The organism is Mycobacterium sp. (assembly GCF_002863225.1).
GTDB lineage: Bacteria > Actinomycetota > Actinomycetes > Mycobacteriales > Mycobacteriaceae > Mycobacterium.
In genome coordinates this window covers 280,403-306,121 of record NZ_PKEK01000039.1, presented here as the reverse complement: position 1 = coordinate 306,121, position 25,719 = coordinate 280,403, and the positions used below count along the sequence as shown (strand labels likewise).

Below are 25,719 nucleotides of genomic sequence, written 5' to 3'. Positions count from 1 at the left end.
CGCCGATACGCGAGTGCCCCTTCCCTGCTTGATGCAGGCGCCAGTTTAGGTGCGGGCCGACCGCATCAGCGGCAGACACGACGCGGGGGGCGGTCGAAATATGCTGGCGCGCGCCAACTCCGCGTTACGCCGAGTCGTGCGCGGCCTGGGTGCCGAGCCCGAGTTCGTCGAGCACCGCAGCCGTGTCGGCGCCCAGCTGCGGCGCCGGGCCCGCGACGCGACCGGACGTCCGGGAGAACCAGGTGGGCACACCGGGGAACCGCACCGGCCCGTGCTCGGTGTCCACCGTCTCGAAGAAACCGACGGCGTTGAGGTGCGGGTCATCGAAAAGCTCCGCCGGCGTCTGCAGTGGGGCCGCGGGGATCTGCAACTCACGGAACAGCGCCAACCACTCGTCGGTGGTTCGCTCCAGGAGGGTTTCCGCGACCAGTGAATACACCGTGTCGATCTGGCGGGCCCGGCGCTCGAGGGTGGCGTACAGGTCGCCGGCCCACGGCGGGTTGACCGCCTCGACGAAGGCCGACCAGTGCCGGTCGTTGTAGATCAGGGCGGCGATGAAGCCGTCCTTCGTGCGGTACGGCTTGCGGTTCGGTGCGACGGTGCGCGGGTAGATCGCGGGACTCAACGGGGGGTCGAACATGGCACCGTTGGCATGCTCGACCAACATGAAAGATGCCATAGTTTCGAACATGGCGACTTCAACTTCCTGACCTTCGCCGGTTCTTTCGCGGTGGAACAGGGCCATCGTGGTCGCATACAGCGCGGTCAGACCGGCGACCTTGTCCGCCATGATTGTGCCCACATAGTTGGCCTCGCCGGTCAGCAGTTCCTGGACGGCGGGCAACCCGCACTCGGCCTGGATGGTGTCGTCGTAGGCCGGCAGGTCGCGGTCGGGCCCGCGGCGACCATAGCCATAGCAGTTGGTGTAGACGATCGACGGATTGATCGCGGCCACCTCGTCGTAGCTGAACCCGAGTCGCGCAATGGCCTTGGCGCGCATCGAATGGATGAAGACGTCGGCGGTCTCGATCAGCGAGCGCAGCGCCAGCTTGCCGGCCTCCGAGCGCAGATCGAGCACGACGCTGCGCTTACCGCGGTTCACGTTGACGAACACCCCACTCATTCCCGGGGTCGGACCGACCGAGATGTAGCGGGTGTCGTCGCCGTCCGGCGACTCGACCTTGATCACGTCGGCCCCCATGTCAGCCATGATCTGCGTGGAGTACGGGCCCATCACCATCGCGGTGAGGTCGACCACCCGGACTCCGGCCAGCGGGCCGGTATGTCCGGTGCGACCGGATTCAACGCCGTTGAACATCACCGGCTCCTTCCCGCTCGACCCGAGCGAAGCTGTAGCGCAGATGTTCGGCATGACCACCCGGAACGACCGGAAAAACCAAGGGCGCGTTGAGATCCCGAATCGAATCCAGGTTCTCGCCGACGTCTTCGATCGACCAGGACGAACGATATACCCCCGCCGATTCGGCGACCGTGGCACGGGCCACCCGGCCCGCGACCGCGACCAGCATCTCACCGGTGATCGAACAGGACTGGTGGGCCAGCCACCCGACCACCGGGGCCACCTGGTCCGGGCACATCGGCGGATACGCCGAAGTATCGAGCCCTTCCGCCATTCTGGTGACCGCCGAGGGGACGATGACGTTGCATTTGACGTCGTCGGCGGCGCCTTCGAGCGCGGCGACATTGGCCAGCCCGATGACGCCCGCCTTGGCCACGGCATAGTTGGCCACGTCGTGGTTGCCGTAGAGCCCGCCGATCGACGACGTCAGAACGATGCGTCCGTAGCGAGCTTTGCGCATCACCGGAAAGGCCGGCCGCACAACGTGAAACGCACCGCGAAGGTGGACGTCGAGCACGGCGTCGAAGTCGTCGTAACTCATCTCGCCCAGCGCCGCGCGCCGGACTGTCCCGGCATTGTGGATCAGCACGTCGATGCGACCGTAGTGGTCCAGCGCCTGCTGGATGATCGCCTGGCCGCCGTCCGCCGTCGCGACCGATTCGGTGCAGGCGACGGCTTGTCCGCCGGCGGAGACGATTTCGCGCGCGACCTCGTCGGCCGGGCGGGTGTCCGTACCGTCTCCGGTCAGACTCGCACCGGTGTCGTTGACCACCACCTTGGCCCCCCGCGAGGCAAGCAGCAGCGCGTAGGAGCGACCGAGTCCACGGCCGGCGCCGGTGATGACGGCGACCCGATCGTCGAACCTCAGCTCACTCATTCGTGCCCTAAGACGAGCCCGTCCAGGTCGCCCTTCGCACGCCACTGCGCCAGCAGGTCGCCGAACGCGTAGAACCCCGGCCCGTAGGGCTGGCCGAGGTGAGAGCGGATACCTTCGCCCCCACCGCCGCCTTCGTTGTTGTAATAGCCTGGCGTGCACTGAGAATCGAACGCGGAGTTGTCGATCGCATTCTCTTCGATGGTCGTGCACCAGTCATCCTGGGCGCGTTGGGTGGGCTCGACGGTGCGCGCACCCCGCCGGATCGCCTCGGCGACGATGTAGGCGATGTGCTCGCCCTGCAGTTCGTAGTTGGCCGCGATGTTCGCCGAGATCCCCACCTGGGTGAAGCCGGTGAAGAACTGGTTGGGGAAGCCACGGCTAATCATGCCGTGCAGGGTCTGGTAGCCGTCGGCCCAGTAGTCGAACAGCGCGCGCTCGTCGCGGCCCTCGATGGCGTCGATCGAATACCGGCGACTCATCTCGGTGGTGATCTCGAACCCGCTGGCGTAGATGATGCAGTCGACGTCGTACTCGACGTCGTTGGCCACGAGTCCCGTTGCGGTGGCCCGTTGTACGCCCTTGGTCGCGGAGACGTCGACCAGCGTGACATTGGGCCGGTTGAACGTCTCCAGGTAGTCGTCGTTCGAACACGGCCGCTTGCACAGAAACCGGTAGTACGGTTTGAGCGCTTCCGCGGTGTCCTCATGGCTGACGATGCTCTCGACGCGGCGCCGCAGCCGCTCCATGACTTTGTAGTCCTCTTGCTCGCGGATCGCCATGAACTGTTCGGGGCTCAGCGAGGCCGGGTCGTCGAGCGCGAGAACCCTTGCCGCGGTGTTGCGTCCGAGTTCGGTCCAGAAGTCGCAGACCAGGTCCGGCTGTCCCAGCGCCATCCCCTCGAACGTCCACGAGTGGAAGTTGCGTTGCCGTTCCTTCTGCCAGCCGGGCCGCAGCGTCTTCACCCATTCCGGATCGGTGGGGGTGTTGTTGCGGACGTCGACGGTGGACGGCGTGCGTTGAAAGACATAAAGGTGCTTGGCATGTCGTGCGATGAACGGGGTCACCTGGATGCCGGTCGCTCCGGTGCCCACCAGGGCGACGGTCTTGTCGGCGAGCTTGTCCAGCCCACCCGTGCTGTCACCGCCGGTATAGGCGTAGTCCCAGCGTGAGGTGTGGAAGCTGTGCCCCTTGAAATCTCGGAGGCCGGGGATGCCGGGCAGCTTCGGCCGGTGGAACGGCCCGGAGGCCATCACCACGAAGCGGGCGCGGATGTCGTCGTCGCGGTCGGTGCTGATCCGCCACCGTTTGATCGCGTCGTCCCAACGCATGTCGCGAACCTGGGTGGAGAAGATCGCCCCGTCGTAGAGTCCGAAGTGCTTCCCGATGTTCCGGCAGTGCTCGTAGATCTCTGCGCCGTCCGCGAACTTCTTGCTCGGCATGAAGTCGAGCTCTTCGAGTAGCGGTATGTAGCAATAGGATTCGTTGTCGCACTGGATGCCGGGATAGCGGTTCCAGTACCAGACTCCGCCGAAGTCGCCGCCGAGCTCGATGATTCGCACATCGTCGACGCCGGCCTTCTTCAAGTGCGCTCCGCAGAGCAGGCCGGCGAAGCCGCCGCCGATCACCGCGACATCGATGTCTTCGTCGATCGGGTCGCGTACCAGTTGAGGTGAGTGCGGGTCGGTCTCGTAGTACCCGGCGAAGTCGTCTTCGAGCTCCACGTACTGCTTGGAACCTTCTGAGCGAAGTCGCTTTTCACGCTCGCTCGCATACTTCTCACGAAGGGCCGCGATGTCGACGTCGTCGGGTGTGTCAGTCGGCTGTGGGCAGTCGGTCATGCCAGGGCGTTCTCCGGCAGTGCCGCGGGATGCAGTGGCGCGGCCATCTTCTGCACATGCGGCAGCACCTCCCTGGCGAACAGTTTGGTGCTCGCGATCGCCTCCTCGTTGGGCATGGTGCCGAATTGCGGGACGATGGTGAGCTCTTGAAACGAGCAGGCTTCCTGCGCGGCCTGGATCCGACTGAAGATCTCCTCGGGTGTTCCGATCAGCAGGTTGGATGCGTGGTAGCCCGGCGTCTTCGGCTTGCCCTTGGCTTCGGCTTCAGCCGCGGTCACCTCGGAGGCCAGCACCGCCGTCGCGGTGGCTTCACGCGAGGCGTAGGCCTCGTAGCCCTTGACGCCCTTGAAGTTCGACGCGTCGGCGAATCCGTAGTGCACGGTGACATCGCGGTTGGCCGTCCAGATCCACTCCTCGGTCTTGGCGGCGTCGGCGGCGTCAGGCGTGCAGTACATGAACATGACGTTCTTCGGCTGGCAGGGCGCGAACCCTTCTTCTTGGCGGAAGGTGTTGACCTTCTGCACTTCCCGGCCGGCATCTTCGATCGGCTTGTTGCCGACGAACAGCGGGATCATCCCGCGCCGGGCCAGGATCTCCATCGACTCCGCCGTCGACGACGAGCTGTAGATCCGGGAGAACAGGTCGCTGCTCAGCGGTTCCGGCCGAAGGGACATCTCCGGGACCTTGAAGATCTCGCCGTCGTAGGAGAACCGCTTGCCCGAGAAAGCCAGCTCCAGAATGTCGAGGGTCTCGTTGAACCGCTGTCGGCTTTCCTCCCGCGGCACCCCGACGGCGTCGAACTCGCTCTTCGACACCCCGCGGCCGATGCCGATGGTGGTGTAGCGGCCCTTGGAAATGATGTCGAGGTAGGCGATTTGGTGCGCCAGCCGAATCGGGTGCCACCACGGCGCCACCGCGACGAAGGTACCCAGACCGACCCGCTCGGTCCGGCCGGCGAAATAGCTCAACGTCTGAATGGGGTTGGGCGTCATGCCGTACGGGGTGCCGCAGTGCTCGGGCATCCAGATGCCGTCGAACCCGAGCGGCTCGGCCAGGTCGGCGATTTCGAGCGTGCCCTGTACACACTCCCAGTCCGGGGTGGCGGGCGGTCGGCTGAAGTCGCCGGCCAGCACGCGATCGTCCCAGTCGTGCGAGTTGTGGGTTCCGAATCCGAGGTTGACTTTCATCATTGCTCCTTTGCGACGTCCCGCGGCGCACCGGTGCCCATGTATTCGGCAAGGTTGCGGTGCAGGTTTGCGGTGCTGCGTTCCATATAGGGGTTGGGCTTGGTTCCGGTGAAGCCCAGCGATTTCATGCCTTGCTGTACGGCAGCCATATTCGAGAAGTCCTGCGGAAAGACGGTGCGCCAGCCGGGATCGTCGGCTTCCAGGTGCTCCCATTCCGTCTGCGGCTCTTGGCCTTCCGGGTAGAGCTCGTAGCACGCCGCTTCGAAGATGCAGCTGTTCGGGTCGTAGCCGTTGGGACGCGCGCTGTAGCACAGGGCGGTCGTCAGACCCTGGCCGATCTGGAAGTTCGGGAAGATCTGCCAGGCGGTGCCGCTCTTGGCCAGGTGTTCGGGATCGATGGTCGGCCAGATCACCCCGCGGGCGGCGTCGTCACCGCGCGCCGCGGCCAGCCAGTGACCGAGCACCTTCTCGGGTGGGGTGCCCTCGGGTAACTCGTCGGCCAGTCGCTTCGCGGCCTCCACCAGCGTCCGGGTGGTGGTCGCGTTGGTCTCTTCCAGGGTGTAGATCTGCATCTCCGCCGTCGAGATCCGCGGATCTCCGGTTCCGAGGCGGATTTTCGACTTGGTCTCGGAGAGATCCTTGGGCGCGTCGTAACCGATGTTGCTGTGCTTGCCCTGCGCCTTGGCCCAGCCGCGGAACGTCCCGAACTTGTTGAACTGCGGGTGGGTGGTGGCGACGTGGTAGGTCTCGTTGAACGCCTCGATCGCGACCTTCCAATTGCATTGGAAGGTCAGCCATTTGCGCCACTTGACGCGCATGTTCTGCAGGCCGAACGGATCGAGCATGGTGGCCGCCGGTTCGAGATAGTCGCGCAGCGGCTCACAGTTCGGATCGAGATTGACAAAGATCCAGCCACCCCAGGTGTCGACCCGCACCGGGGCCAGGTGAGTGTTGCGTGGGGTCAGCGAGTCCTGCCAGTCCTGCTGCTCCGGGATGTGCGTGCAGGTGCCGTCCAGGCCGTAGGTCCAGCCGTGAAAACCGCACACGAACGACTTCTTGTGTCCACAGGCACTTTTCGCGCGCTCGGGAACATCGACGAGTTTGCGCCCGCGGTGCACGCAGACGTTGTGGTGCGCCGCCAAGGTGTCCGGACCGGTGCGTACCACGATCACCGAGTCGTCGAGGATGTCGTAGGTCAGGAAGCTGCCGGTCTTCGGCAGGTCCTCGACCCGGCCAACCTGTTGCCATACCTTGCGCCACAACTTGTCCCGCTCCGCCCGGGCGTAGTCCTCGGACAGATAAGCCTCGACCCCGATGGTCACCGGCTCCGAAAGCAGCTCCGGCGCTTCGACTGCTGCATCTTTGATGTCGGTCATCCCGGTCCCTTCATCGCCGCTCGGAAGGAGTCGTCCTTGAGGAAGAGTGAGGTGTTGTCGGCGCCGAGGTGCGTCCACTTCAGGTCCAGCCCACCGTCCACCAGCAGAGTCTGGCCGGTGATGTAGCTGGACAGGTCGGACAACAGGAACAGAATCGCGCCGGCGACCTCCTCGGGGCGGCCGCGTCGGCCCATCGCGATCGCCTGCCGATCCCGCTCGGCGTCGTCGTCGACGTAGGTGAGCGAAGCCGGGGTCGCGGTGACGCCGGGGGCCACGGCATTCACCCGGATTTCGTCGGCGGCCAGCTCGACGGCCATGGTGCGGGTCATCGCGGCAATCGCCGCTTTGGCGGTGCCGTAGGCGATGTGGAACGGCGCGGTGTTCATGCCGCTGATCGAGGAGATCGACACAATCGACCCACGGGTGTCGGCGGCCTTCAGCTCGGCCGCCACCGCCTGACTCATGAAGAACGCCGTCTCGAGATTTTGGGTGAACAGGTCGCGCCAGTCGGTGCGGGACACCCGGGTCGAGGGCATCCAGGTCTCCGGTCCGGCCCCGCCCGCGACATTGACCAGCCCGTGCAGTCGACCGTCGGCGTCCACGGCCCGTTCGATGACCGCGCCCACGCCATCCTCGGTGGACACGTCCGCGGCCAACGGAATGATCGACAGACCGCGCTCGACCAGCGGAGAGATATGGGTGTCGAGGTTGTCCTTGCCCCGGCTGACCGCGACGACGGTCGCGCCCGCTTCGGCCACCATGCGGGTCACCGTGGTCCCAATGCCGCCGCCGGCCGCGCCGGCCACAACGACCACGCGACCCTGCAGACCGAGCAGGTTATCGCCCACTTTTGTCCGGACAAAGCATCGAGATGTGCATAATTGAGAATATGATTCTCTGCAAATGGCCGAGCGTCAAGTTGCCTGGTTCGAAGGTTGCCTCGCTATTGTCTGGACCAGACCCGGTTGCTAACGTCACCGGCGGAAACTGCCACCAGCCCCGGTAACCAGGCCCACAGGAGTGATCACCGATGTTGCCGCACGAAGGCCGCTCCGGCGCCGGGACCTCGCCTACCCTCGCCGACGGGTGGCGCATGCAGCGACTCACCCCGCCGAGTCGGCTGTTCGGCGCCAACGGTCTGCGGACCGGACCAGACGGCCGGGTCTACATCGCGCAGGTGACCGGCAGCCAGATCAGCGCGCTCGATGTCGACACCGGCCGACTGGAGATCGTCAGCGCCAAGGGCGGTGACATCATCGCGCCGGACGACGTGGCGTTCGGCCGCGACGGTGATCTCTACGCCACCGAGGTGATGGACGGCCGAGTCAGCGTGCGCGGCGCCGACGGACACACTCGAGTGCTGCGCGCCGACGTCCCGTCGGCCAACGGTGTCACCGTGCACCGGGACCGGTTGTTCGTCGGCGAATGCCGGGAGGGCGGCCGGCTTCTCGAGCTGGACCTGGCCGGCGGAACACCGCGGGTCCTGCTGGACAACGTTCCGTCTCCCAATGCGATGGAGGTCGGCCCGGACGGCACGTTGTATTTCCCCGTGATGGGCGCCAACGAAATCTGGCGTGTCCATCTCGACGGCGGCGATCCGGAAACCGTCGCGACCGGTCTCGGCGTACCTGACTCGGTGAAGTTCGACTCCGCCGGCCAGATCGTCTCCACCCAGGTCCACAGCGGCCAGGTGTTGCGCATCGATCCGCGCACCGGGCAGCAGACCGTGCTCGCCGATCTCAGCCCCGGCCTGGACAACTGCACGTTCGTCGGCGATCGGCTGTTCGTCTCGAATTTCTCCGGCGAGATCACCGAGATTCTCGCCGACGGCACCACCGAGGCCCTGCTGCCCGGTGGGTTGACCTGGCCGCTGGATCTGGCGGTCGGTGCCGACGGCAACCTGTATGTCGCCGACGGCACCTACTTCTACGTGTTGCGCCCGGACCGGACATTGCAGACGGTGGGAATGCTGTTCAGTCCGGGCTATCCAGGCTTTCTGCGCGGGCTGGCACCGGCGGGGCCAGGCGAATTCATCGTCACGACATCCGGCGGCCAGGTGTCCCGCTACCGACCGGCCGACGGCGAAAGTGACGTACTGGCCGATGGATTCGATCAGCTCTACGGGGTGGCGATCGGCGCCGACGGGACGATCGCCGCTGCCGAACTCGGCACGGGGCGGGTGGTGTCGATCCGGGACGGACGGGTCGAGGTGATCGCGTCCGGGTTGGCCGACCCGATCGGGGTCGCGGTCGGGCCCGACGGCGAGTGGCTGGTGTCGGAGGCCGGCGCCGGACGGGTGCTCACGCTCGCCGGTTCCCGCCCGCAGACCGTGGCGGCCGACTTCGACCGTCCGCAGGGCATCCTGGTCGCCGGGCACACGTTGTACGTGGTCGATGCCGGCGCCAGGACGTTGGTCGCGGTGAACCTCGACGACGGATCGCGGCAGATCATCGCCGCCGGGCTACCGCTCGGCGCCGCCCCGGGTGTGGTGCCCAAACCACTGAAGGGCATGCCGCCGTTCTCCGGGCCGCAGGGCCCGTTCGCCGGCATCGCGTCAGGCCCCGACGGCACGCTGTACGTGTCGGCCGACGCCGACGGCAGCCTGCTGGCGTTGCGACCGGACCGGCGCGATGGCTGACCCCGCCGACCACCGCTACCTGCAGGTGGCCCGCGCACTGCGGAAGGAGATCGTCGACGGGGTGTACCCGGTCGGATCCCAACTGCCCACCGAACATCAACTGTGCGAGCGTTTTTCGGTCAGCCGGTACACCGTTCGCGAGGCACTGCGCCGGCTGCGTGACGACAACCTGGTCGCATCCCGGCCGCGGGCCGGCACTCTCGTGGTGCCACGGCCGTCGTCGGACTCCTATGTCCAAGACGTCGTCTCGATCAACGACCTGCTGGCTTTCGCCACCGGCGCGCAGTTCGCCATCGAATCGACGGGCATGACGATCGTCGACGACGAACTGGCCGAGCGGACCGGACTCGCCGGCGGCGAGGAGTGGTTGGCCGTCAGTGGATTTCGCCGTATCGAGGGCGGCGCGTATCCGGTCTGCCGGACCGAGTACTACATCAATCGGACGTTCGCCGGGGTGGGCCGGTTGCTGCCCCGCCACACCGGCCCGATCTTTCCGCTGGTCGAGGACATCTTCGGGGTGAGCATCGTCGAGGTCCGCCAGGAGATCGCCGCGGTGCTGATCCCGCCGACGCTGGCCGGCCAACTCAGCGTCGAGCCCGGCAGCCCCGGTCTCGAGGTGCACCGCAGCTACGCGACCTCCGACGGCGAAATCGCCCAGCTGACCATCAACACGCATCCGGCGTCGCGTTTCCGTCACTCGATGACGATGCGACGGGTTCGCGGTTAATCTCACATCCGGCGATGTCTAACACCAGGCTGATCGGTGGACGGGCGGTCCGCTGGGACGACGAGCGGGCCGCGGAAGCCTATGCGCGCGGCTGGTGGGTGCGCGGCACGCTCGCCGATTCCCTGGCTGACGCCGCGCGACGCACTCCGGAGCGGGTGTTGCTGATCGACGGCGAGCGCCGAATCGACTGCCGCAGCCTCTACACGCAGGCGACCGAACTGGCCGGGGCGATGCTGGATCGGATTCCGGTCGGCAGCGTGGTCTCCTTCATGTTGCCGAATTGGTCCGAGGCTGCCGTGATCTATCACGCGGCAACGATCGCGGGCATGGTGGTCAACCCGATTCTGCCCTCGTTGCGGGATCGCGAACTGGAGTTCATTCTGGGCGACGCCAACACCCGAATGATCTTCGTACCGCGGATGTTCGGCCGGCACGACTACGCAGCGATGCTCGACCGGGTGATCGCGCAGCTGGACGATCCGCCGGACGTGGTCGTGGTGGGTGACGGCGCGCCGCTGCCCGGCGCACCGGCTCCCGAGCTACCCACCCTCGATCCCGACGCGGTGCGGATGATTCTCTACACCTCGGGGACCACCGGACGCCCGAAAGGTGTTCTCCACAGCCATAACTCACTACATGCGTTGATCGTGCAACTCCGCGATCACTGGCAGGTGCAGCCCGGTGACCGGTTCCTGGTCCCCTCCCCGATCGCCCACATCGGCGGCTCCATCTACGCTTTCGAATGTCCGCTACTGCTCGGCACGTCGGCCGTGTTGATGGACCGCTGGAACGCAGACGTCGCGGTCGAACTCATCGGAGACGAGGGATGCACGCACATCGCCGGGGCGACCCCCTTCCTCGAGCAGTTGCTCGCCTCCGCGGAGCGAGCCGGCACCAGGCTGCCGGAGCTGAAACTCTTCGTCTGCGGCGGCGCATCGGTCTCGCCGTCGTTGATTCGCAGAGCGGCCGACTATTTCGACCACGCGGCGGTCACCCGGGTGTACGGCTCGACCGAAGTCCCCGTGACCACGGTCGGGGCACCGATGGATCCTGACCGCGCCGCCGACACCGACGGCCGGCCCGGCTTCGCGCGGGTCGCTCTGCGCGGAGACGACGGAGAGATCCACGCCAGCGGCCCGCAGATGCTGGTCGGATATCTACATGCCGTCGACGAGGTCGAATCATTCGACGACGCAGGGTATTTCCGCACCGGTGACCTGGCGCGCTGGGTCGACAACGACTACCTCGTCGTCACCGGGCGGGCGAAAGACCTCATCATCCGTAACGGCGAGAACATCGCACCCAAGGAAATCGAGGACATCCTCGCCGACCATCCCGGTGTCGCCGAAGTTGCCGTCGTCGGGCTGCCCGACCGCCGCACCGGCGAGCGGGCCTGCGCCGTCGTCGTTCCCACCGACCAACCACGACCCGACGTGGACAGCCTCCGCGCCTTCCTGCAATCGCAGGGAGTCGCCGTCTTCAAAGCGCCCGAGCAGGTGGTCATCTGGAAGGCTCTTCCCAGAAACGATGCCGGCAAGGTGCTCAAACACCAGATCCAGGCGGCCCTGACAACGACGGACGGATGACATGCAGGTAGCGATCGTGACCGGTGCAACCGGCGGAATCGGATTCGGCTGTGCGACCAAGCTGGCCGAGGCCGGGATGGCCGTGGTGGCGACCGGCCGCAACCAAACCCGGCTCAACGAGCTGGCCGCGACGATCGGCGACCGCGATCGCATCGCCACCGTGGCAGTCGATTTGACCGACCGCGACGGGCCGGCCCGGGTCGTCTTGGCCGCGATCGAGCGTTGGGGCCACGTCGACTTCCTGGTCAACAACGCCGGGGTGGGCAATCCGACACCCCTGCACGACACCGACGACGAGACCCTCGACTACTTCCTCGACGTGATGTTGAAGGCGCCGTTCCGGCTGGCTCGAGATGTGTTGCCGCACATGAAGCCCGGTTCGGCGATCATCAACATCACGTCGACGTTCGCGGTGGTGGGCGGGCTGCGCGGCGGGCCGTACTCCGCGGCGAAAGGGGGCCTGACGGCCTTGACCACACATATCGCCGCCCAGTACGGGGCGCACGGCATCCGCTGCAACGCCGTGGCACCCGGGGTGATCCAGACCCCGATGACCGAGGACCGGTTGCAGGACCCCCGCTTTCGCCGGATGCAGGTCGAGATGACCCCGCACACCCGACTCGGCACCGTCGACGACGTGGCCAGCACGGTGGCGTTCCTGTGTTCGCCGGGCGGCAGTTTCATCAACGGCCAGACGATCGTGGTCGACGGCGGCTGGAGTTCGACGAAGTACCTGTCGAAGTACGGCCTGACGTCGGAGTGGATCGCCGAGTGAATCTGTTTGCGTTGCTGGATCAAGCCGCGCAACGTTTTCCGGATCACGGCGCGGTGTATCACGGCCGCCGCCGCTGCTGCACCTGGAACGAGCTGCGCGAGCGGGTGTTGCGTCTGGCCGGCTCGATCCGGCGCGAACACCCTGCCGGCACGCGGATCGCGATCGCCAGTGAAAACCGGCCGGAGATCGTGGAGCTGCTGTTCGGAATCTGGGCTGCCGAATGCGTGGCGGTCCCGATCAACTACAAACTGCACGCCCGCGAGATGGCGCAGATACTCGACGACGCCGAGGCCGCCCTGGTTTTCGCATCGTCCGTGATCGCCGCGCAGCTCGACACGCCGGTGGCGGAAGCCGTTGACTCCGAGGCGTATTCGCGCCGATTCGAAGCCGCGCCCGGGACGGTTCCCTGCACCGATCCTTCGACGCTGGCCTGGCTGTTCTACACCAGCGGCACGACCGGCAAGTCCAAGGGTGCCATGCTCAGCCACCGCAATCTGATGGCGATGACGGTCGCCCACCTCGCCGACATGGATGCACCGGACCAGCATTGCAGCCTGGTGCACGCCGCGCCGATGTCGCACGGTTCGGGCCTCTACATCCCGGCTTACGTCTCGCGGGGCGCACGTCAGGTGATCTCGGAGCGTGGCGGGTTCGATGCGGACGACTTTCTCGACCTCTGCGGCCACCATCCTGGTAGCAGTGCATTTCTGGCGCCCACCATGGTGCAGCGGGTGGTCGAGACGGGACGCCGTCGTCCCGAACAACTGCGGTCGATCATCTACGGCGGCGGACCGATGTACGTGGAGAGCATCAAGAAGGCGCTCGAGGCATTCGGTCCGGTGTTCGCTCAGATCTACGGTCAGGGCGAATCGCCGATGACCATCACCGGCCTGCGACGCAGTGACTACGAGGCGGCCGATGACGCGGTTCTCGGGTCGGTCGGATACCCACGCTCGGGCGCAGAGGTCGCGGTGCTGCGCGACGACGGCACCCCCGCCGCAACCGGTGAGATCGGTGAAATCGTCTGCAGCGGTGACGTTGTGATGGCCGGCTACTGGCGCAATCCGGCGGCCACCGAGGAGGCGCTGCGGGACGGCTGGCTGCGTACCGGCGACCTGGGCTCGTTCGACGCCCGTGGCTTTCTGACCCTGCATGACCGTTCGAAGGACGTCGTGATCAGCGGCGGCTCCAACATCTATCCGCGCGAGGTGGAGGAGGCGCTGCTCGAACACCCGGACGTCTCGGAGGTGTGCGTGGTCGGGGCACCCGACCCGGAGTGGGGCGAGGTCGTGGTCGCGTTCATAGTCATCGGCGACGCGGCCGCCATCGACCTCGACGACCTCGATGCACATCTGCTGGCCCGGATCGCGCGCTTCAAGCGGCCGAAGCGTTACCTCGTGGTGAACGAGCTGCCGAAGAACAGCTACGGCAAGGTGCTCAAAAAGGATCTGCGTCAGCAGTTGGTCTGAGAGTCAACGGCTTTCGAAGTGGTCTCGAATGCCGGAGAGCATCTTGACGTGCGCACCCACAGCTTCGCGAACGGTCGTCGAGGCGAGCGGGCGGGGTGCCTCGATACTGAGTCGCTCGGTGAGGCGGGTGCCCGACTCGACAGGCTCGAAGCTCACTGTTCCGGCGAGTCGGACCCTGGGGAACTGACGCGCCTCGGTGGTCACGTCGCCGCGTGCCGGCACCCGGACCCGCGCCCAATAGGTGATCGGTAACGTCAACGCCCCCAATGGAATACGATCGCGCACCCGATAGGTCGTCTGGTAACCGTCCGCGGTGCGGTCGTGGGCGAGCACCTCGACCGCTACCACCAGGGGATGGAATTGCTTGATGTTGTCCAGGTCGACATAGAAGTCGCGGACCACCTCCGGCGGAGCCGGAATCTCTGCACTGATCGCCTGCTCGGCATGGGCGATCCAGAGGCTCATGTTCTAGCGTCCGCGGGCCAGGGCCTCGAGGAATGCCGCGATGCGCGAACCCGTCTCCTCCGATATCCAGCTGGCGGTGACTTCGGCGTCCGCATCGGCGCTCGCCTCGATCGCGGCGTGAACCGGCCTGTGCAGCTGCTTTTTGGTGGCGGCGTAGGCCGCCGGCGAGTACCGACCGAGTTCACCCGCGGTGGCCAGCGCCTGCTCGAGCAGGTCGTCCTTACCGACCACCTCGGCGATCCAGCCGCGGGCCAGCGCGGTGTCGGCGTCGATTGTCTTGGCCTGCAAAGCCGCCCGTGCGGCAGACACACCCATGGCGTCGCGGCATATCTCCAGCGCCGCCACCGGGAACGGGACACCGACCGAGAGCTCGGTGAGCCCGATCGTCCCGCCGGACATCAGTCGCACGTCGGCGCACATCGCCAGCACGCAGCCACCGGCGATCGCATGCCCGTTGATCGCCGCGACGACCGGCGCGGGATGGTCGTAGACCGCGAGGAAGGCCGTCGACAACGCGGCGACAAAACGTTCGGCGTACCCGGTCCCGCCGTCGATCAGTGCCCGCAGGTCGACTCCCGCCGAAAAGGCGCGGCCGGCACCGGTGAGTACGACCGGGCCCGTGACATCGCGCATCGCGGCGATGATCGCTTCGAGTAACTCCAGGTCGAGAGCATTTACCGGCGCGTTGTCGAACCGGACGATCGTCACGCCGTCGGCGGCTTCGAGATCTATCACCTGTCTTTCTTACCGCCCTTACGTCCGCTTCGACGCGGAAGGTCCGAAACCGGCCGTTGACAGTCCGGGCAACCCGCTGACAGAGTGGTCGGGCACTAACCGAAAATGCGATTCTCATTTAAGGCGACAGGATGACTGCCCCACGGACGCGGCGACGCAGCAAGCTCGCCCCCGATCCTGACGTGCACCGTGCAATCGTCGAGGCGGCCACCGAGGCGCTGCGCGAGCACGGAGTTCGCGGGCTCAGCGTGGCGACGGTCCTCGAGGGCGCGGAAATCAGCACCCGGGCGTTCTACCGGCACTTCGAATCCAAGGACCAAGTGGTCGCCGCCGCCTTTCTCGAACTGGCCCGAGGTGAAAGGCGCCGTCTGCAACGGAGGATGGCGAAGGCCGCCAACCCGGTCGAGGCGGTTGCGGCGTGGATCGACGGGCGCCTCGACCTGGCCTTCGACGAGCACATCAGGTCCGATCTGAGGCGGTTGTCCCTGGAGGCGCTGTCGCAGGTGTTCACATCCCCAGAGCTGATCCAGCCCGCGTTCGAAGAGATGCTCAAGCCCCTGACCGAGCAGCTGCACCGCGGGCTGAGCACCGGCGTGTTCCACGACATCGAACCGGTCAGTGAAGCGCGATCCATCCAGGCCGTGGTGTGGGCCAGTACGGAACGCCATTGGGCGGCAGGCGATTGCGCGCGCAGCGAAGTCCGACGTCGCGCCGTCCGGTTCTGCCTGCGCGGGCTCGGGGTGCGGGCCGCCACTATCAACGACCTCGTCCGAAAATAAAGGAGTAGCAATGGATCTGGGATTGGCTGGAGCGACCGCTGTCGTCACCGGCGGCAGCAAGGGCATGGGACTGGCGATCGCGCAGACGCTGGCGGCCGACGGAGCCAGCGTCGCGGTGATGGCGCGCGGCCAAGCCGCTCTGGACTCCGCCGTGGAGTCGCTTCGCGCGGCAGGCGCGCCTGATGCCGTCGGGATCAGCGTCGACATGACCGACGCGGCATCGATCGCGGCCGGCTTCGACGAAGTGTCGAGGCGGTGGGGGCGGCTGAACAGCCTGGTCCACACGATCGGGCCGGGGGACGGATTCTTCGAGCAGATGGACGACGCAGATTGGGATGCGGCCTTCACCCTGGGCACCATGTCCGGGGTCCGATCGGTGCGGGCCGCCCTGCCGATGCTGCGTGCCGCGGACTGGGCCCGCATCGTCACCTTGTCGGCGCATTCCATCCAACGGCAGAGCCCACGCATCGTCGCCTACACCGCGTCGAAGGCAGCGCTGACCAGCGTCACCAAGAACCTGTCGAAAAGCCTTGCCAAAGACCAGATCTTGGTGAACTGCGTGTGTCCGGGAACCATCGTCACCGCGAGTTTCACCGAGAACCTCAAGGACATCCTCGCCGCCGACGGTCTCGACGCGTCCGACCCGCACGACGTCATGGCATGGATCGATACGAACTTCCATCACCCTTGCGATCTCGGGCGCGCCGGACTCCCCGAGGAGATCGCGTCGATCACCACGTACCTGGCGTCGAAGCGCAATGGCTACGTCACCGGCGCAACGGTGAACGTCGACGGCGGATCGGATTTCATCTAGGGGCGTTTGCGCCGCGGCGGTCGCGAAGAATAGCATTCTCCTAAAGTGCGAATCCGTGTTCCAGAGCTCGCGACGGAGGGAGCTCGCTTGACCGAGACGTTGAGCGTCCAGCGGCCCCATGCCGGGGTTGTCGTGCTGCACCTGAATCGGCCCGAGCGGCTCAACGCGATCAACGAAGTGATGGTCGACGAACTCTCCCGCACCCTCGCCGCGTTGGGCTCCGATGCCTCGGTGAACGCCGTGGTCATCACGGGCGCCGGACGGGGTTTCTGCTCGGGTATCGATATGCGCGGCTTCGGTCCGCGACTGCCCGAGGCGACCGATCCCGCGATCGACAAGCTGCGATTCCAGGAGACGATGGCGGCCCTGCCACAGGCGATTCGGGGCATCCCACAGCCGGTGATCGCGGCGGTGAACGGTCCGTGCGTCGGCGCCGGCCTGGCGCTCTGCCTGGCCGCAGACATCAGAATCTGTTCGACTGCAGCGTCATTCGGCAACGGCGCAATCCTGCTCGGGCTGTCCGGTGCCGAGATGGGCATGAGTTACTTCCTGCCGCGCATCGTCGGCGCCAGCGTGGCCGCCGATTGGATGCTGACCGCCCGGATGGTTTCTGCCGAGGAAGCCGATCGTCGCGGCTTGGTCAGCGAGATCGCCGAACCGGAGGAACTTGTCGACCGAGCCCTCGACATCGCTGCTCGAATTGCCGAACTGACTCCACTGGGAGTCCAACTGACGAAGCGCGCGCTGCAGGTCAACATCGATGCCGCCGGCCTCGACCCTGCTCTGGAACTCGAGAACCGCAACCAGATTCTCAGCCACGCGACCGAGGAGGCGTCAGCGCTGCGGCAGTCGTGGTCGACATGACGATTCCGCGGCACGGTGTGCGGATCGTGAACTAGCGGAAGGACGATTGTGGCTTGGGACTTCTCCACCGACCCGGAGTGGGCGGAACAGCTCCGTTGGGTCGACGAGTTCGTGCGTGCGGAGTGCGAGCCAATTGATCTGATCGTCAAGGAATCTCACGACCTCAACGACCCGGTCCGTCAGGCGCTGATCCCGCCGCTGCAGAAGATCGTGAAGGAGCGCGGGCTGTGGGCCACTCACCTGGGCCCACACCTGGGCGGGCCCGGCTACGGCCAGGTGAAACTCGCGTTGCTGAACGAGATCCTGGGCCGGTCCGAGTGTGCGCCGATCGTTTTCGGCTCCCAGGCACCGGATTCCGGTAACAGCGAGATCCTGGCTCACTACGGCACACCGGAACTCAAACGCCGGTATCTCGAACCGCTGCTGGACAATCGGATCATCTCCTGTTTCTCGATGACCGAGCCACAGGGTGGCGCCGATCCGAAGGTGTTCACCACGACCGCCACCCGCGATGGCGACCACTGGGTGATCAACGGCGAGAAGTGGTACTCGTCATTCGCATCGATGGCGTCCTTCATCATCGTGATGGCGATGACCGACCCGGAAGCCTCACCGTACCAACGGTATTCGATGTTCGTTCTGCCGGCCGGCACCCCGGGCATCAATGTACTGCGCGACGTCGGGCTGGGGTATCAGCCGCTCGGAGGCGGCGGTCGGGAGGGGTATGTCCGCTACGAGAACGTACGGGTGCCTGATGACCACATGCTCGGACCACGAGGGGGCGCGTTCGCGGTGGCGCAGACCCGGCTCGGTGGCGGGCGTATCCACCACGCCATGCGCACAGTGGGATTGGTGCGCCGCATCTACGACATGATCTGCGAACGAGCGGTGTCGCGATACACCCAGGGCAGCGTGCTGGCCGACAAGCAGATGGTCCAGGAGATGGTGGCGGACTCGTGGATGGAGATCGAGGCGTTTCGACTGCTGACCCTGCAGACCGCCTGGAAGATCGATCAGTTCAACGACTATCAGGCGGTGCGGGGCGACATCTCGGCGGTCAAGGCGATGATGCAGAAGGTGCTGCACGATGTGTCCGCGCGGGCGTTGCAGATCCACGGTTCGCTCGGGACGTCGCACGAGATGCCGTTCGTGCAGTATCTCACCGAGTCGTTCGTCCTGGGGTTGGCCGACGGCCCCACCGAGGTTCACAAGGTCACGTTGGCCAGGCTGCTACTCAAGGACTGCAAGCCGTCGCCGGATGTGTTCCCCTCGGAGCACATCCTGCGCCTGCGCGAAGCGGCCGAGAAGAAATTTGCGGACAAGCTCGCGGGTATTCCACGCGGTTGAGCCGTCACCGAAGGACACCGACGGCTAGACCGGCAGTAAGTCGCGTGCCCGCGACAGCAGCCCGGGCAACGCCAAGGCCATCGACTCCAGTTCGGGATCCGGCGCAGAACGTCGCCTGTTGTGCTTGACGATCAACGACCACGTCGCCGTCGATTTGAAGCACGCCAGCGCGCAGAACCAATCCAGTTCTGGCAGACCATTTTTCATCTCTTGTCGGTAGATCTCGGCGAGCTCGTCGACCGGCGGCACCGCCTTCACGTAGCGCGACGCGCGTCGATACGTACGGGGGTCGCAATTGATCAAGAACCATCCGGCGTCCACGCGGGGATCCCCGACCGACCAGATCTCCCAGTCGATGATGCCGGTGATTCGGCCGCCGTCCGCCAGCAGGTTGCCCAGCCGGAAGTCTCCGTGCAGGATCGCGGCCGGCAATCCCGGCGGCACGGTGGTGCGAAGTGCGTCGGCGACGTCCTGCCAGCCCGGGGCCAGCGCGGGATCGACCGTTTCCAACGTCCGGCCCCACCGCTCGACTTCGTCGAGTGGCCGGGCGACCGGTTCGGCGGCCGGCCCCAGCGGTCCAGTCTCCAGGCCGTGTAGCCGGGCCAGCGTGGCCGCCGCGTCGCGGAGGCGTTCCCCCACAACGGCTTCGGGCCCGGCATCGGCGTCGTCGAACAACGGCTCAGTGCTGACCCCGTCGAGGAACGACATCACGAACAACGGTGGCACGTCGGGCGGTTCACCGACGTCCTCGACCAGGATCTCGGGTACCGGAACCGTTGTGGCACTCAACGCGCTGAGGATGCGCGCCTGGCGCAACACGTCGCGGTGTCCGGTCGGCGGGACCCCGGGAGGGGCGACCTTCACCACGACGCGACTTTCCGCGCGCCATCCGGCATAGGTGAGGCTGGATGCGCCGCCCTTCAACGGCCGGAGATCCGAAATATGCTGCGGCGCAAGTCGCTCAGCAAGCTGCGCCAGCAGCGGGTCGCTCAGTGCAACCACCCGATCTCACGCAGGAAGGGCTGCGTATGAGTGATGCGACCGGTCATCGTTCTGGGATCTGCGGTGACGAGCGTGAACGCGGTCTCGGTGATGAGCTCGATGCCTTCGGTATCGGCCTTGGCCAAGTCGAGGGACCCCGCCCCCTCGGTGGCCACCGGGTTGGACGGGGCGGCGGCGTTCACCGCGATACCGTCGTCATACAGTTCTGCCGCAAAGCTTTTGGTGAGCCGGTTCAACGCCGCCTTGACGGTGCCGTAGACGCCGAAGCCGGCCGAGCGGTCGAAATCGGAGAACGGCGGACCATCGGGCAGGTCGCCGCCGACGGACGTCACGTTGAGCACCCACCCGCGTCCACGCTCGCGCATCGCAGGGATCGCCAGCTGGGTCAGATGCAGCGGTGCCAGCACATGCATTTCGATCATCAGCTTCGCGCGTCGTTCGGGAAACTCGTCGAGCGGACGCAGGAAGGTCACGGCAGCGTTGTTCACCAGAATGTCTGGCGCCTCTGCTTTCTCGACCAGCTCCGCGAAGAGACGCTCCCGATCCTCGGATTTCGACAGATCCGCCTGGATGGCGACCGCGGATCCACCGGCGGCGGTGATCTCTTCAAGCGTCTGCCGCAGCGATCCGTGGTACTTCGGATCGGGTTCCAAGGTGCGCGCAGTGAGCCCGACCGTGGCGCCCTCGGCGGCCAGCCGCACCGCGATTGCCTTACCCAGTCCTCGGCTGGCGCCCGTCACCAAGGCGACCTTGCCGTCGCACGCTCCCGCCATCGTTGGACCCTCTTCCCGTGCCACGGACACCGCTTCTCCTATGAAGAGAATGCCGTTTTCGACCGTTCAAGTAAATGGCCGTGCCGCGAAGGGTTCGACTGAGGTTGACCTGAGGCCCGGGAAGCGCTGATCCGGCCGTGAGTTCGCGTTACGCCGCCTGCTCGATCGTTCGGGGCGGCCCTCGGTGCCGTGAACTGCACCTTCAGTTCTACTGACAGACTGTCAATAATCTGGCAGTTTGCTGTCAACCTGAGAGAAGCCCAAGATTTTGTATTGACTTTCTATATTACTGCTGAGTAATCTCCCGTGACGTTACTCACAAGTAACAACACGCCCGCCCTGAATCACACATACGAGACGTAGGAGCAAGACCTATGCACAATCGCTTGATAATGGCTGGCTTGGCAGCCACGGGCGGGTTGATGGCGACCGCATTCCTGCAGGTGGCCGTCGCTGCCGCAGACACCGGTGCGGCCGCAGCCGCCGGGGCCGACGCCTTCACCATCGGTGGCTACACCTTTGACCCGCAGTTGGCGGCGGGCGGTGAGGGCTTCGATCCCGTCTCCCAGCTGACAACGTCTCCCCCGCTGCTGGAATTGGGCGGCGGAACGGCGCTCGGTCTGCCGCTCGCGACTCAGGACTTCAACGTCTACGACCCCACCAGTGGCACCGAGGTGGGCAGCATCACCGGGAACGAGACCGTCGCCAATCTGTTCGGCCTGACCAACGCTGAGTTCACCGTCGCCAGCGTCGACCCGACCGGCAGCGCCACCGACGCGAACCTTCCGACGGTCGGTTCCGTGTACGACGTCTTCAACCTGGGCGGCGGGTACGAGAACGTATACGTCGCCACCCCGGACGCCACCGTCGACGGTGTCACGACACCCGGTACCGTGACCGACACATTCGTGACGCCGTTCGGCAGTCAAGATCTCAGCTCGCTGTTCACCTTCAACGCCGCCGACCCGCTCAACCCCGGTGATGCCTTCACCGGCCTCGATGTCAGCGGAATCAGTGGCGCCTCAGACGCTTTCAGCATCGGCGGGTTCACACTCGACCCCTTACTCACCGATCAACTCACCGGCGCTGTGAGTGGGGGCGAGGGCTTCAACACCGTGGCACCGCTCGCCACCGTGGCGCCACTGCTCCAGATCGGCGGTGGATCGATCGGCGGCCCGGCCACCGGTAGCCTCGCCTTCCAAGATTTCGAGGCATACAGCGGCAGCGGTTCGAGTGCGACCGAGATCGGCACCGTCAACACCGGGGTCGACGTGACGAACCTGTTGGGTATCACCAACACTCAGCTGTTCGTCACCAGTGTCACACCGACCGGTGACGCCTCCACCGGCCTGCCCACGCAGGGAACAGTGTTGGATGCGATGAACTTCGGTCACGGCTACGAGAACGTCTACACCGCCACCCCGGACGTCACCGCCGACGGCGTCACGACACCGGGCACGGTCACCGACACGCTGGTGACTCCGTACGGCAACATCAACCTCGACTCGCTGTTCGGCAACATCAACGTCGCCAACCCACTCGACCCGGGTGACGCACTCACCGGTCTGCAGGCCGGCGACGGCGCCATCGGGGCCGACGCGTTCAGCCTCGGCGGATTCACCTTCGACCCGACGTTGGTCGGCGGCGACGAAGGCTTCACTCCAGTTCAGCAGCTCCTTGGTGCGCCACCGCTGCTGGACCTCGGTGGCGGAACGCCGACCATCTTCGGTGTCACGTTGTCGCTGGCCCAGCAGGACTTCAACGTCTACGACGGCACCGCGGCGGCCGACCAGATCGGCAGCATCACCACCAACGATCAGGTCACCAACCTGCTCGGTTTGGTGAACACCGAGTTCACCGTCACCGGTGGCTCGTTGCTCGCGGGTGCTCCGGCCGACGCGGCACTTCCGGTGGACGGATCGGTCTACGACGTGCTGAATCTGGGTGGCGGATTCGAGAACATCTACACCGCCATCCCGGGTCTGGACGGCGCGGCCGCCCAGATCAGCGACGTCCTGGCAACACCGTTCGGAAACCTCGACCTGGGCGATCTGTTCGGCGGTGTCGATGCCACGTCGTTGCTCAACCCTGGTGACGCTTTCGAAGCGTTGACGTCGGGGCTCACCGAAGCCGTCACCAGCGCCGGCGCCGCGATCGACCCGCTGGCTTTCCTCGGCCTGTAAAACCGACCAGCACCACCCGAACGTCCCAGGTCTTCACCGGCCTGGGACGTTCGGCGTTCAGGTGGGGATGGACGCCCTGCTCACGACATGAACCGTCGCGCCGCGGCAGCTCCGGCTTTTCTCATCCGGTGCGAAACCCGCACCGAGAAAACGGGATTGAAGATGTCCTCACGCAGTCGCGTGAGCTTCGATGTCTTGATCCGCCACTGCCCGTCGACCTTTTCGTAAGTCTCGTGGTAGTGACCATATCCATTCAGATTCAGGCCGGGCGCCAGGCGCACCACATCCTCGAGAGCCCACACCCCGCGAGCAGTGGTTTCCGACACCAGTTCGATCTCCGGGGCGTGCACCTGATGCACCGTGGGTTGCGACGGCTTCCCGAGCGTCTTGCGGATGTAGGTCACGAATTCGTCGGCCCCGACCACTGTCTGGCCGCCCGACTCCGATGTGTCGCTGATGAAGTCGTCGGTGAAAATGGTGCGCCACGCCGACCAATCCTTGGCGTCCAAGAACCGGCAGTAGCGGGCCTTGAGTTGTTTGATCGCTTCGATCTCCCGCAGTTCCTCGGCGGCATCCATCTTCGGCCCCTTCCTAGCTGCCGGTGCCCATGGCGACGGCTTGGGCTTGAGTGATCAGGTTGACGGCCTCGTTGCGAGTCAGCGATGCCAGCACCGGGGCGACATTGCGCATCATTTCACCAACCATCAAAGTCGGCCCGTTGCCGAGGTTTTCGAACGCTTCGGCAATGACCCGCTCGACGCTGTCGGCGTCCGTCGGCGCGGCGTCTTCGGATTCCAGCTGCCCACGACTGTGTTCGAGGCGGCGCAGTGCCGGCGTGTTGGTCTTTCCGAGAATGAGTCCGAGCACATCGACGCCGTTGTCGTGTAGCTCGCTCCACAGCGCTTCGGTGAACACCATGTCGAACGCCTTGGTGGCGCCGTAAGCCGCCATGTTCGGGCCACCGGCGAGGCCGGCGCCGGAGCCGAACACCACGATCCCACCGCTGCCCCGCTGCACCATCGCCGGAGCGAAGTGGTGGCACAGTTGCATCGGCACGACGCAATTGCGCTGCACCATCGCCTCCGCGGTTGCGATCGAGTTGGCAAGGAACGGTTCGAAGTTCGGGTCGGCCCCGGCGCAGTAAACCAGGAATCCGACCTCCAGGTCGGCGGTCGCGGCGGCCACCTGCGCCGAGGCGTCGGGACTCGCGAGATCCACTGCCAGCGTCCGGGTTTCGACACCGGTACGCTCGGCGATTCCGGCCGCCACCTCGTCGAGCACGGCCTGCCGCCGGGCCAGCAGGACGACGTTGACGCCGCGCTGGGCGAGCCCTTCGGCGAATGCGGCGCCCACCCCGTCGGATGCCCCGGCCACCAGCGCCCACGGACCGTACTTGGCTGCGAAGGTCATGACGGCTGGCCCACCGGCGCGATCCGCACCTGGACGAATCGGCGACGGGCCACCCGCCACCCGTCGTCGGTGCGTACCAGCTCGTCGTCGTAGAACCCGGCGGCGTTGACCCCGGCGTTGCCGTCGCCGACCAGGATCAGCGCGTCGACGTAGGTTCGCGACTCGGCCGCATCACCGTCGACGGTGATCACCTGGTTGGTCAATCGATGCATGGTGTGGCTGGCGAATTCATGTGCCTGCTGCATGAATTCGGTGATCGCGTCGACGCCGTGCCACGAACCGACTTCGCCGTAGTTCAGTTCGCAGTCGTCGGTGAACACCGTGCGGAACAGCGGCCAGTCCTTGCGGTCGATGCCTGTCGCGTAGCGCAGCAGGACGTCGGCAATGTCTTGACGGTCTTCGCGTTCACTCACTCCACGTCTCCGTTCGGATGGACGATGATTCGTGCTGGGCCGGTTGACTTTCGGGCCGAGTCGAGTGCGTCGGGCACCTCGTCGAGGCCGACGGTCGCGCCGACGCTGGGCAGCGGGTCCAGGCGACCGGCGGCGATCGCATCGAGCGTGCCGTACCAGTCCTGGGGGTGCGGCCCGCCACCGAATTGGATGGTGACGCCTTGACGGGTGGCGTCGGTGATGTTCAGCGTGTCACCGGTGTACCAGCCTCCGGCGCAATAGATCCGGGTCCCCATGTCGACGGAGTCGACGACTTTCTGGATCAGGCCCGCAGCTCCGACGCATTCGAACACGACCATCGGGCCCCACAGTCCACGCTCGACCCGCAGCTCACGCCACACGTCGAACGGGGAGCGTTCGGCGGGATCCACCGCGACATGCGCGCCGAAGCTGTCGCACGCCATCGTTCGACGCTCAGAGTTGTAGTCCGACACGATGATCGGCTCGACACCGCGGCCGGCCAGCGCGGCAACCGCGGACAGCCCGATCGCGCCGGCGCCGATGACAACCGGTATCTCGCCGGGCTCCATCCGCGCCGAGCGCACATAGAACTCACCGACCGCGAACGCATCGGTCAGGGCCGCGGCGTCGCTGGATACGTCGCCGTCGACCGGTTTGGCCAATGCCTCTGCGACGACCAGCAATTCGCCGAAGCTACCCTGCGCCTCCGGGTGCTGGCCGATGATCCGCACGCCGTCCGCGCCGCCGTTGACCACCCGGATCGGCAACGACGTGACCCGGGTGCCGACCGGAAATTGTTTCGTGCAGTCCGGCCCGTGCCCGACGACCTCACCGACGAACTCGTGGCCGAGGACGATGTCGCGCTCCGCGTCGTACAGCGAGCGTCCCGTCGGATCGTCGATCCCCATCTCCGGGTGGTCCATGAAATGCACGTCCGACGCGCAGATCGCGGTGCTCAGTGTCCGCAACAGCAGCTCGCCGGAACCGGGCACCGGGTCGTCAATTTCTCGCACGTCGAGGCGACCGTCGCGCAACACCACCGCACGCATCCGCACACTCCTCTGCTTGATGCATTTCGATTATTCGAGATAGCATCTCGAT

Annotated in this window: 24 protein-coding genes; 10 read left to right on the top strand and 14 right to left on the bottom strand. The window is 66.0% G+C overall.

Features of this window, described 5'->3' with window-relative positions:
• Window positions 1-124: 124 nt before the first annotated feature.
• From CYU59_RS10630 to CYU59_RS10605, 6 genes are read right to left on the bottom strand one after another with little or no spacing between them, the layout of a single operon-like run.
• Window positions 125-1,318: a CoA transferase gene (locus tag CYU59_RS10630; protein WP_292988927.1), complete on the bottom strand. Its 1,194-nt coding sequence runs from the start codon at window positions 1,316-1,318 to the stop codon at window positions 125-127.
• Complete coding sequence (locus CYU59_RS10625; RefSeq protein ID WP_292988925.1) at window positions 1,302-2,237, bottom strand: SDR family NAD(P)-dependent oxidoreductase; 936 nt, start codon at window positions 2,235-2,237, stop codon at window positions 1,302-1,304. Before CYU59_RS10625 ends, CYU59_RS10630 begins: the two co-directional genes overlap by 17 nt.
• Complete coding sequence (locus tag CYU59_RS10620; RefSeq protein WP_292988923.1) at window positions 2,234-4,075, bottom strand: NAD(P)/FAD-dependent oxidoreductase; 1,842 nt, start codon at window positions 4,073-4,075, stop codon at window positions 2,234-2,236. The genes CYU59_RS10625 and CYU59_RS10620 overlap by 4 nt, the downstream gene beginning before the upstream one ends.
• A complete protein-coding gene (locus CYU59_RS10615) occupies window positions 4,072-5,262 on the bottom strand; it encodes an LLM class flavin-dependent oxidoreductase (RefSeq protein WP_292988921.1) in 1,191 nt (396 codons plus the stop codon). Before CYU59_RS10615 ends, CYU59_RS10620 begins: the two co-directional genes overlap by 4 nt.
• Window positions 5,262-6,638 (bottom strand): aromatic ring-hydroxylating dioxygenase subunit alpha, encoded by a 1,377-nt coding sequence (locus CYU59_RS10610; protein ID WP_292988919.1) that lies wholly within the window; start codon window positions 6,636-6,638, stop codon window positions 5,262-5,264. The genes CYU59_RS10615 and CYU59_RS10610 overlap by 1 nt, the downstream gene beginning before the upstream one ends.
• The gene (locus CYU59_RS10605) at window positions 6,635-7,486 is read right to left on the bottom strand and encodes an SDR family oxidoreductase (protein WP_292988917.1); all 852 of its coding nucleotides are present in this window, start codon (window positions 7,484-7,486) and stop codon (window positions 6,635-6,637) included. Before CYU59_RS10605 ends, CYU59_RS10610 begins: the two co-directional genes overlap by 4 nt.
• A 182-nt stretch (window positions 7,487-7,668) precedes the next feature.
• Between CYU59_RS10605 and CYU59_RS10600 the strand changes: the two genes are divergently transcribed.
• The 5 genes from CYU59_RS10600 to CYU59_RS10580 are packed head-to-tail and all read left to right on the top strand — an operon-like array spanning window position 7,669 to window position 13,833.
• On the top strand, window positions 7,669-9,276 hold the full coding sequence (locus CYU59_RS10600) for an SMP-30/gluconolactonase/LRE family protein (protein ID WP_292988915.1): 1,608 nt from the start codon (window positions 7,669-7,671) through the stop codon (window positions 9,274-9,276).
• Window positions 9,269-10,003, top strand: coding sequence for a GntR family transcriptional regulator (locus CYU59_RS10595; RefSeq protein WP_292988913.1), 735 nt, complete (start codon window positions 9,269-9,271; stop codon window positions 10,001-10,003). The genes CYU59_RS10600 and CYU59_RS10595 overlap by 8 nt, the downstream gene beginning before the upstream one ends.
• 14 nt (window positions 10,004-10,017) lie before the next feature.
• A complete protein-coding gene (locus CYU59_RS10590; protein WP_292988911.1) occupies window positions 10,018-11,589 on the top strand; it encodes an AMP-binding protein in 1,572 nt (523 codons plus the stop codon).
• 1 nt (window position 11,590) lies between these two features.
• On the top strand, window positions 11,591-12,364 hold the full coding sequence (locus CYU59_RS10585) for an SDR family oxidoreductase (protein WP_292988909.1): 774 nt from the start codon (window positions 11,591-11,593) through the stop codon (window positions 12,362-12,364).
• Window positions 12,361-13,833 (top strand): AMP-binding protein, encoded by a 1,473-nt coding sequence (locus CYU59_RS10580; protein ID WP_292988907.1) that lies wholly within the window; start codon window positions 12,361-12,363, stop codon window positions 13,831-13,833. Before CYU59_RS10585 ends, CYU59_RS10580 begins: the two co-directional genes overlap by 4 nt.
• Window positions 13,834-13,836: 3 nt before the next feature.
• On the opposite strand, the gene CYU59_RS10575 is transcribed toward CYU59_RS10580, so the two are convergent.
• Both CYU59_RS10575 and CYU59_RS10570 read right to left on the bottom strand, forming a co-directional pair.
• On the bottom strand, window positions 13,837-14,298 hold the full coding sequence (locus tag CYU59_RS10575) for an SRPBCC family protein (RefSeq protein WP_292988906.1): 462 nt from the start codon (window positions 14,296-14,298) through the stop codon (window positions 13,837-13,839).
• Between the two features lie 3 nt (window positions 14,299-14,301).
• The gene (locus tag CYU59_RS10570) at window positions 14,302-15,033 is read right to left on the bottom strand and encodes an enoyl-CoA hydratase/isomerase family protein (RefSeq protein ID WP_292988904.1); all 732 of its coding nucleotides are present in this window, start codon (window positions 15,031-15,033) and stop codon (window positions 14,302-14,304) included.
• Window positions 15,034-15,164: 131 nt separating this feature from the next.
• On the opposite strand from CYU59_RS10570, the gene CYU59_RS10565 reads away from it, so the two are divergent.
• The 4 genes from CYU59_RS10565 (at window position 15,165) to CYU59_RS10550 (ending at window position 18,837) form a co-directional block, all read left to right on the top strand.
• Complete coding sequence (locus tag CYU59_RS10565) at window positions 15,165-15,812, top strand: TetR/AcrR family transcriptional regulator (RefSeq protein WP_292988902.1); 648 nt, start codon at window positions 15,165-15,167, stop codon at window positions 15,810-15,812.
• Between the two features lie 10 nt (window positions 15,813-15,822).
• The gene (locus CYU59_RS10560) at window positions 15,823-16,626 is read left to right on the top strand and encodes an SDR family oxidoreductase (protein WP_292988900.1); all 804 of its coding nucleotides are present in this window, start codon (window positions 15,823-15,825) and stop codon (window positions 16,624-16,626) included.
• An 87-nt stretch (window positions 16,627-16,713) separates the two neighbouring features.
• Window positions 16,714-17,490: an enoyl-CoA hydratase/isomerase family protein gene (locus CYU59_RS10555; protein WP_292988898.1), complete on the top strand. Its 777-nt coding sequence runs from the start codon at window positions 16,714-16,716 to the stop codon at window positions 17,488-17,490.
• A 48-nt stretch (window positions 17,491-17,538) separates the two neighbouring features.
• The gene (locus CYU59_RS10550) at window positions 17,539-18,837 is read left to right on the top strand and encodes an acyl-CoA dehydrogenase family protein (RefSeq protein ID WP_292988897.1); all 1,299 of its coding nucleotides are present in this window, start codon (window positions 17,539-17,541) and stop codon (window positions 18,835-18,837) included.
• Window positions 18,838-18,861: 24 nt separating this feature from the next.
• Here CYU59_RS10550 and CYU59_RS10545 read toward each other — a convergent pair whose 3' ends face one another.
• A complete protein-coding gene (locus CYU59_RS10545) occupies window positions 18,862-19,830 on the bottom strand; it encodes a phosphotransferase family protein (protein WP_292989066.1) in 969 nt (322 codons plus the stop codon).
• On the bottom strand, window positions 19,827-20,612 hold the full coding sequence (locus tag CYU59_RS10540) for an SDR family NAD(P)-dependent oxidoreductase (RefSeq protein ID WP_292989064.1): 786 nt from the start codon (window positions 20,610-20,612) through the stop codon (window positions 19,827-19,829). Before CYU59_RS10540 ends, CYU59_RS10545 begins: the two co-directional genes overlap by 4 nt.
• A gap of 401 nt (window positions 20,613-21,013) precedes the next feature.
• Here CYU59_RS10540 and CYU59_RS10535 point away from each other — a divergent pair, with 401 nt between their 5' ends.
• Window positions 21,014-22,795: a hypothetical protein gene (locus CYU59_RS10535; RefSeq protein WP_292988895.1), complete on the top strand. Its 1,782-nt coding sequence runs from the start codon at window positions 21,014-21,016 to the stop codon at window positions 22,793-22,795.
• 80 nt (window positions 22,796-22,875) lie between these two features.
• Here CYU59_RS10535 and CYU59_RS10530 read toward each other — a convergent pair whose 3' ends face one another.
• Genes CYU59_RS10530 through CYU59_RS10515 form a run of 4 tightly spaced genes read right to left on the bottom strand, consistent with a single transcriptional unit; the run spans window position 22,876 to window position 25,658 of the window.
• Window positions 22,876-23,373 carry a nuclear transport factor 2 family protein gene (locus tag CYU59_RS10530; protein WP_292988893.1) on the bottom strand — a complete coding sequence of 166 codons (498 nt, stop codon included), beginning with the start codon at window positions 23,371-23,373 and terminating at the stop codon, window positions 22,876-22,878.
• A 13-nt stretch (window positions 23,374-23,386) separates the two neighbouring features.
• A complete protein-coding gene (locus CYU59_RS10525; protein WP_292988891.1) occupies window positions 23,387-24,205 on the bottom strand; it encodes an SDR family NAD(P)-dependent oxidoreductase in 819 nt (272 codons plus the stop codon).
• The gene (locus tag CYU59_RS10520) at window positions 24,202-24,618 is read right to left on the bottom strand and encodes a nuclear transport factor 2 family protein (RefSeq protein WP_292988889.1); all 417 of its coding nucleotides are present in this window, start codon (window positions 24,616-24,618) and stop codon (window positions 24,202-24,204) included. Before CYU59_RS10520 ends, CYU59_RS10525 begins: the two co-directional genes overlap by 4 nt.
• The gene (locus CYU59_RS10515) at window positions 24,615-25,658 is read right to left on the bottom strand and encodes a zinc-binding dehydrogenase (protein WP_292989062.1); all 1,044 of its coding nucleotides are present in this window, start codon (window positions 25,656-25,658) and stop codon (window positions 24,615-24,617) included. The genes CYU59_RS10520 and CYU59_RS10515 overlap by 4 nt, the downstream gene beginning before the upstream one ends.
• Window positions 25,659-25,719: the final 61 nt, after the last annotated feature.

Bases quoted from the DNA above. Each gene is read 5' to 3' on its own strand.
- CYU59_RS10630 (WP_292988927.1), bottom strand. From the start codon at position 1,318: ATGTTCAACGGCGTTGAATCCGGTCGCACCGGACATACCGGCCCGCTG.
- CYU59_RS10560 (WP_292988900.1), top strand. From the start codon at position 15,823: ATGGATCTGGGATTGGCTGGAGCGACCGCTGTCGTCACCGGCGGCAGC.
- CYU59_RS10615 (WP_292988921.1), bottom strand. From the start codon at position 5,262: ATGAAAGTCAACCTCGGATTCGGAACCCACAACTCGCACGACTGGGAC.
- CYU59_RS10595 (WP_292988913.1), top strand. From the start codon at position 9,269: ATGGCTGACCCCGCCGACCACCGCTACCTGCAGGTGGCCCGCGCACTG.
- CYU59_RS10540 (WP_292989064.1), bottom strand. From the start codon at position 20,612: ATGGCGGGAGCGTGCGACGGCAAGGTCGCCTTGGTGACGGGCGCCAGC.
- CYU59_RS10530 (WP_292988893.1), bottom strand. From the start codon at position 23,373: ATGGATGCCGCCGAGGAACTGCGGGAGATCGAAGCGATCAAACAACTC.
- CYU59_RS10565 (WP_292988902.1), top strand. From the start codon at position 15,165: ATGACTGCCCCACGGACGCGGCGACGCAGCAAGCTCGCCCCCGATCCT.
- CYU59_RS10600 (WP_292988915.1), top strand. From the start codon at position 7,669: ATGTTGCCGCACGAAGGCCGCTCCGGCGCCGGGACCTCGCCTACCCTC.
- CYU59_RS10525 (WP_292988891.1), bottom strand. From the start codon at position 24,205: ATGACCTTCGCAGCCAAGTACGGTCCGTGGGCGCTGGTGGCCGGGGCA.
- CYU59_RS10585 (WP_292988909.1), top strand. From the start codon at position 11,591: ATGCAGGTAGCGATCGTGACCGGTGCAACCGGCGGAATCGGATTCGGC.
- CYU59_RS10590 (WP_292988911.1), top strand. From the start codon at position 10,018: ATGTCTAACACCAGGCTGATCGGTGGACGGGCGGTCCGCTGGGACGAC.
- CYU59_RS10575 (WP_292988906.1), bottom strand. From the start codon at position 14,298: ATGAGCCTCTGGATCGCCCATGCCGAGCAGGCGATCAGTGCAGAGATT.
- CYU59_RS10625 (WP_292988925.1), bottom strand. From the start codon at position 2,237: ATGAGTGAGCTGAGGTTCGACGATCGGGTCGCCGTCATCACCGGCGCC.
- CYU59_RS10610 (WP_292988919.1), bottom strand. From the start codon at position 6,638: ATGACCGACATCAAAGATGCAGCAGTCGAAGCGCCGGAGCTGCTTTCG.
- CYU59_RS10620 (WP_292988923.1), bottom strand. From the start codon at position 4,075: ATGACCGACTGCCCACAGCCGACTGACACACCCGACGACGTCGACATC.